General features: G+C 66.3%; 6 protein-coding genes. All 6 read right to left on the bottom strand.

What is annotated here, in order from left to right:
• Positions 1 to 20: 20 nt before the first annotated feature.
• Positions 21 to 464 (bottom strand): nuclear transport factor 2 family protein, encoded by a 444-nt coding sequence (locus tag RUW20_RS18300; RefSeq protein ID WP_313953656.1) that lies wholly within the window; start codon positions 462 to 464, stop codon positions 21 to 23.
• Between the two features lie 11 nt (positions 465 to 475).
• Positions 476 to 1,243 carry an SDR family NAD(P)-dependent oxidoreductase gene (locus tag RUW20_RS18295; RefSeq protein ID WP_313953655.1) on the bottom strand — a complete coding sequence of 256 codons (768 nt, stop codon included), beginning with the start codon at positions 1,241 to 1,243 and terminating at the stop codon, positions 476 to 478.
• Between the two features lie 4 nt (positions 1,244 to 1,247).
• A complete protein-coding gene (locus tag RUW20_RS18290) occupies positions 1,248 to 1,790 on the bottom strand; it encodes a DUF3833 domain-containing protein (protein ID WP_313953654.1) in 543 nt (180 codons plus the stop codon).
• Positions 1,790 to 3,091: an MFS transporter gene (locus tag RUW20_RS18285; RefSeq protein WP_313953653.1), complete on the bottom strand. Its 1,302-nt coding sequence runs from the start codon at positions 3,089 to 3,091 to the stop codon at positions 1,790 to 1,792. The genes RUW20_RS18290 and RUW20_RS18285 overlap by 1 nt, the downstream gene beginning before the upstream one ends.
• 2 nt (positions 3,092 to 3,093) lie before the next feature.
• Entirely contained in the window at positions 3,094 to 3,618 is a 525-nt protein-coding gene (locus tag RUW20_RS18280) for a chalcone isomerase family protein (protein WP_313953652.1), read from the bottom strand.
• On the bottom strand, positions 3,615 to 4,789 hold a 1,175-nt coding region (locus tag RUW20_RS18275), incomplete at its 5' end, for a cyclopropane-fatty-acyl-phospholipid synthase family protein (RefSeq protein ID WP_313953651.1). The genes RUW20_RS18275 and RUW20_RS18280, both read right to left, overlap by 4 nt.

The raw sequence follows: 4,789 nt of genomic DNA, 5'->3' as shown, positions 1-4,789 counted from the left end.
CTCCACCAGGGTTTACGCTCTCAGGCGGCCAGTTTCCTCTGCAAGAATCGCATCAGCCAACCGATTGCCGGCAGCTTGGCATAGAGCTCCTCGGCGGCGTCCCAGTAGTCGCGATGCCAGACGACCTTGCCTTCGTCATCGAATTTGAGATGCGAGACGCCACGAATCACCTGCGCCTGCGCCTGCCCCTGCCCTCGCCTGCCTGGCAGGCGGAAGTGCATCTCCCAGACCAGCATCGCGCCGTTGTCGGCGACTAGCTGCTCGTGCACGACGAAACGCGGTTCGCCGACCTGCCAGAACAGGTGCGCGAAGATGCGCTGGATCGGCGCCACGCCACGCACCTGGTTGAACGGGTCCTTGAAGAATGCGTCATCGGCGTAGAACTCCGGGAAGCGGGCAAGGCTCTCGGCGCTCAAGCCTTCGTAGAAAGAGATCAGCGCTTCGACGGCAGCAGTCTTGCTCATGGCAGCCTCCATCAGCGGTCAGCGAAACGGCGTACCAGCGGAAAATAGATCCGGTACGGCAGATGGGCAAGCAGCTTGACCACTCGGGTAAAGCGCTTCGGAAAGTGGATTTCGAAAGCGCTGCCGGCGAAACCGGCGATCGTCTCCTGCGCCGCCTGCTCGGGCGTCAGTAACGCTGGCATGGCGAAGTCGTTCTTTGCGGTCAGTGGCGTGGCGACGAAGCCCGGGTTGATCACCCGCACGCCGATGCCTTTCGGCTGCAGATCGAGATAGAGCGCTTCGGCGAAATTGATCAGCGCCGCCTTGGTCGGGCCATAGATCAGCGATTTCGGCAAGCCTCGATAACCGGCGACGCTGGCGACGAAGCCGATCTGACCGCTACCCTGGCGCAGCAGTTGCGGCAGCACGCAGGCGGCGAACGACACCGCGCCGCTGAAGTTGATGTCGATCATTCGCCGCGCCCGTGTCGCATCGAGCTCCCAGGCGCGCATCGGCAGGTAGTCGCCGGCGACATAGAGCGCCACGTCGACGCCTCCCCAGGCGGCCAGCACACCATCCCAGGCGGCCTGCAGACTGGCCTCATCGGCCGCATCGCAGGGCAGGACCAGCGCCCGCTCGGCATCGCCAGCCACCTCGGCGAGGCGGGCCGCGTTGCGTGCCGAGAAGGCAACGCGGGCGCCACGCGCCAGTAACAGGCGGCCAAGCGCGGCGCCAATGCCGCTCGAAGCGCCGAGCAGCCAAACGCGTTTGCCGGACCAATCGTCGATGCTTGGGTTCATCGGCTCACCGCTTGCGGAAGCTCAGCGTCACTTCGCCGAGCCGGAAGCCGAACTTGCGCATCTCGGAACGGTTGAGCATCACCTTGTCGTCGATCAGGAACATCCAGTCGTCGAAGTCGACGTTCCACACCCGGCCATCGACCGGCAACGCCAGGACGTAGCGCCAGCGCAGCGCGTTGCCCGCCGCTTCGCCCAGTGCGTCACCGACGACGTCATCCGCGCGGCCGACGTAGCGCGACGCATCGAGCCGGGTGATGGTCCACACCCGGCGCGAGCTGCTTCCATCCGACCAGGAAAAATTCTCGTCGAGGGTGCCGACGTCGACGCCATCGCGTTTTTCCCAGCGGGCGTCGATCACCACATGGAAGCGTTTGATCACCTCGCCCGAGCGATCCTGGAACATTCCCCAGCCGTCGATCGTGCCGTTGAAGTAGCTTGCCAGATCGAGCACCGGCTGTTCGGCCCGGTAACGCTCCACCGGCACGCTGGAACAGCCGCCAAGACCAAGAATGCCGCAAGCGAAACAGGCAAGCCACAGGGTTTTCATCAGGGGACCTCCAGAGTGTTACGCCAGCGCCAGGCCAGCAACGCGGCGACCGTCTTGAACAGCAAAGGCAGCAGACAATAGACGGCGGCGAGGCCGGCCGTCGTTTCGACCACTCCCGGCCGGTAGCCGACTGACTCGAGCAGCGGCAACGACAGGCCGGCGGCGAGCGCCAGGTTGAGTTTGGCGACCAGATTCCACCAGCCAAAATAGGCACCGGCCTGTGCTGGCCTGGTGTTCTCGGCAGTTTCCACCTCACTGCTCGCGTCGCTGCCGCGACCACCGAACTCCGCGATGTCGGCCAGCAGCGCTGCCGGCAAGGTCAGATCGGCGCCAAGCGCGGCACCCGAGAGCAGGCAGACGACGGCGAAGGGCCAGACGTCGCCGGCGCCCAGTCCCCAGGCCCAGGCGAAGGAGGCCACCGCGACCAGCATCGAGACGATCCAGCTGCGCACGCGACCGAAGCGGCGGGAGAGCGTCACCCACAGCGGCAGGAAAGCGACCCCGCTGACGAAGTAGAGGGCAAGGAAGGCGCCACTCCAGGCCTCGGCCTGCAGCACATCGGCGACATAGAACAACACCAGCGTCGCCGGCAAGGCGGCGGCGATGCCGTTGACCACGAAAACGGCCAGCAGGCGGCGAAAGCGCTGCTCTTCGAGGACCCCGCGCAGGTCGCCAAGCAGGCTGCCGGTGGGCGCTGTTCGTGCCGCCGCTATCGGTGAGCCCGACAGCGTCCACACCGCCAGCACCAGCAGCAGCAGCGGAAATATCTGCGCCAGGCCCGACAATCCGTGTGCCAGGTCGCTCGAGAGAAGGCCGGGGAGCGCGGCAGCAAGGACGACGCCGAGCAGGCCGAATCCCTCACGACTGGCGGTCAGTCGCGTGCGCTCGCCGGCATTGCGACCGAGTTCCGCGCCCCAGGCCTGATAGGCGACACTGGCCAGCGAGAAGCCGAAATAGGTGACCAGCATGGAGCCGAACAGCCACAGCGGCGCGGCGCTGGCCGGCGGGTGGAGCAAGGCGAACATACCCAGCGCCAGACAGGGCAGAGCCAGCAGGATCAGGCGCTGACGACTCGCCGTGCGGTCACTCCAGCCACCGAGCAGCGGGTCGATAACGGCATCGACCAGTCGCGCGGCCAGCAGCAGCCCACCCAGCAGGCCCAGGCTCATGCCGGCCGCCTCGGCATACAGGCGCGGCACATGCACATACACCGGCAGTGCCGCCATCGCCAACGGCAGGCCGAGCGCGCCGTAGGCGAGGAGCTGCCGACGGGGCAAGGAAAGGACTGGCGCTGCGCTCATGCTCAAAGCGCGGGCGGCTCGAGCAGCGCGGCGCGCAGCCCCGGGCTGCGGCTGCGCGGGTCGAGCCAGATGGCGAAGAACAGGCGCGCGAAGTCGGCATCGGCGATTTCGCCGCTGGGTCGACCACGGTAATAGAACGACGCCCCTCGCCCGGGGTAATGGACGCCGACGATGCTCTCTCCCTCCTTGACGTCGGGAAAGACACGGCTCAGCTCGCTCTTCCAGCGCAGCAACTGCGTGTCGCTGGCGCCCAGTCGACGCATTTCGTCGAGGCTGGTCTGCACCAGGCGGTCACGTGGGATGTCGCGCCGATAGTCGAGCTGCAGGGCGGTCGGCACATTCGCCGGCAAATCCGCACTCGGCCGCGCCGCGACCCACAGGGTGGCACGGTAGAGCGAGAAGCCGAACCAGCTCATCTCGCCACTGCCCCATTGGGTCCAGCTGGCCCCACTCTGGCGCAGTGCATCTGGCACGGCTTGGGCGAAGCTGCTGGCGGCGAGCAGGACGGCTGCTAGCAGCAGTTTCATCGTGCGTGCGCCAGTTCGAACTGCATGACATCGGTCGCACCACTATTGAAACCGGCCTGGCAGTAAGCCAGATAGAAGCGCCACAGACGGCGGAAGCGTTCGTCGAAACCCTGTGTCTCGATCGCCGGCCACTGCCGCTCGAAGTTTGCCGACCACTCAGCCAGTGTCCGCGAATAATCGCGACCGAAGGGGAAAGCGTCACCGACCACCAGGCCGGCCCGCGCCGCCTGCTCCTTGAATACCGACGGGCTGGGCAGCATGCCACCGGGGAAGACGTGCTGCTGAATGAAATCGGTACCGCGCCGGTAGCGGGCGAAGAGCTCGTCGGCGATGGTGATGCTCTGCACCACCGCCCGTCCGCTCGGCGCCAGCATCTGCTGCAGGGAGTTGAAGTAGGTCGGCCACCAGCGTTCACCGACCGCTTCGAACATTTCGATCGAGACGATGTGGTCGAACTGCTCGCCGAGCAGATCGCGATAGTCGCGCAATTCGATCTGCACCTGCTGCTCGACGCCGGCCAGCAGCATTCGCCGGCGAGCAAACTGCTGCTGGGCTGGCGACAGCGTCAGCCCGACCACCTGCAGGCCAGCCTCGCGCGCTGCCGTTTCGGCAAAAGCACCCCAGCCGCAACCGATTTCCAGCACCCGCTGGCCGGGGCGTGCATCGAGCCGGTGCAGGATTCGCCGGTACTTGGCGAGTTGCGCGGAGGCCATCGAGCGCGGGGCGTCGGTCGAATAGAGCGCGCTCGAGTAGCTCATCGTCGGGTCGAGCCACTGGCGGTAGAAATCGTTGCCCAGATCGTAGTGCGCCATGATGTTGCGGCGCGCCCCAGCGCGCGTGTTGGCGTTCAGCAGATGGCGCAGACGAGCACTCAGCAACCCCCACCACTGACCATAGACGGCGCGGGAAAGCGCCTGACGGTTTTCCGCCAGCAGGGTCAGCAGCGCGGTGAGGTCGGGGCTGTGCCAGTCACCGTCGATCCACGCCTCAGCGAAGCCGACGTCGCCGCGTTCCAGCACCTGGTCGAAAACCGACCACTGTCCAAGCTCGAGTACTGCGCTGCGCTGACCGGACGAGGCTTGCCCAAAACACGCTGTGCCGCCGTCGGGCAGGCGAACTTCCAGGCTGCCGTGTTCTATCCCTTCGAGCAGGGCGAGCACCGCTCGCGCGC

Origin of the sequence: Accumulibacter sp. (assembly GCF_032229525.1) — a bacterium.
In the GTDB taxonomy this organism is placed as follows: domain Bacteria; phylum Pseudomonadota; class Gammaproteobacteria; order Burkholderiales; family Rhodocyclaceae; genus Accumulibacter.
The sequence above is the reverse complement of the archived record's forward strand: the minus strand, read 5'-3'. Positions and strand labels throughout refer to the sequence as shown.

Excerpts from the sequence above, each read along its gene's own strand:
- RUW20_RS18280 (WP_313953652.1), bottom strand. The coding sequence starts at position 3,618 with ATGAAACTGCTGCTAGCAGCCGTCCTGCTCGCCGCCAGCAGCTTCGCC.
- RUW20_RS18285 (WP_313953653.1), bottom strand. The coding sequence starts at position 3,091 with ATGAGCGCAGCGCCAGTCCTTTCCTTGCCCCGTCGGCAGCTCCTCGCC.
- RUW20_RS18295 (WP_313953655.1), bottom strand. The coding sequence starts at position 1,243 with ATGAACCCAAGCATCGACGATTGGTCCGGCAAACGCGTTTGGCTGCTC.
- RUW20_RS18290 (WP_313953654.1), bottom strand. The coding sequence starts at position 1,790 with ATGAAAACCCTGTGGCTTGCCTGTTTCGCTTGCGGCATTCTTGGTCTT.
- RUW20_RS18300 (WP_313953656.1), bottom strand. The coding sequence starts at position 464 with ATGAGCAAGACTGCTGCCGTCGAAGCGCTGATCTCTTTCTACGAAGGC.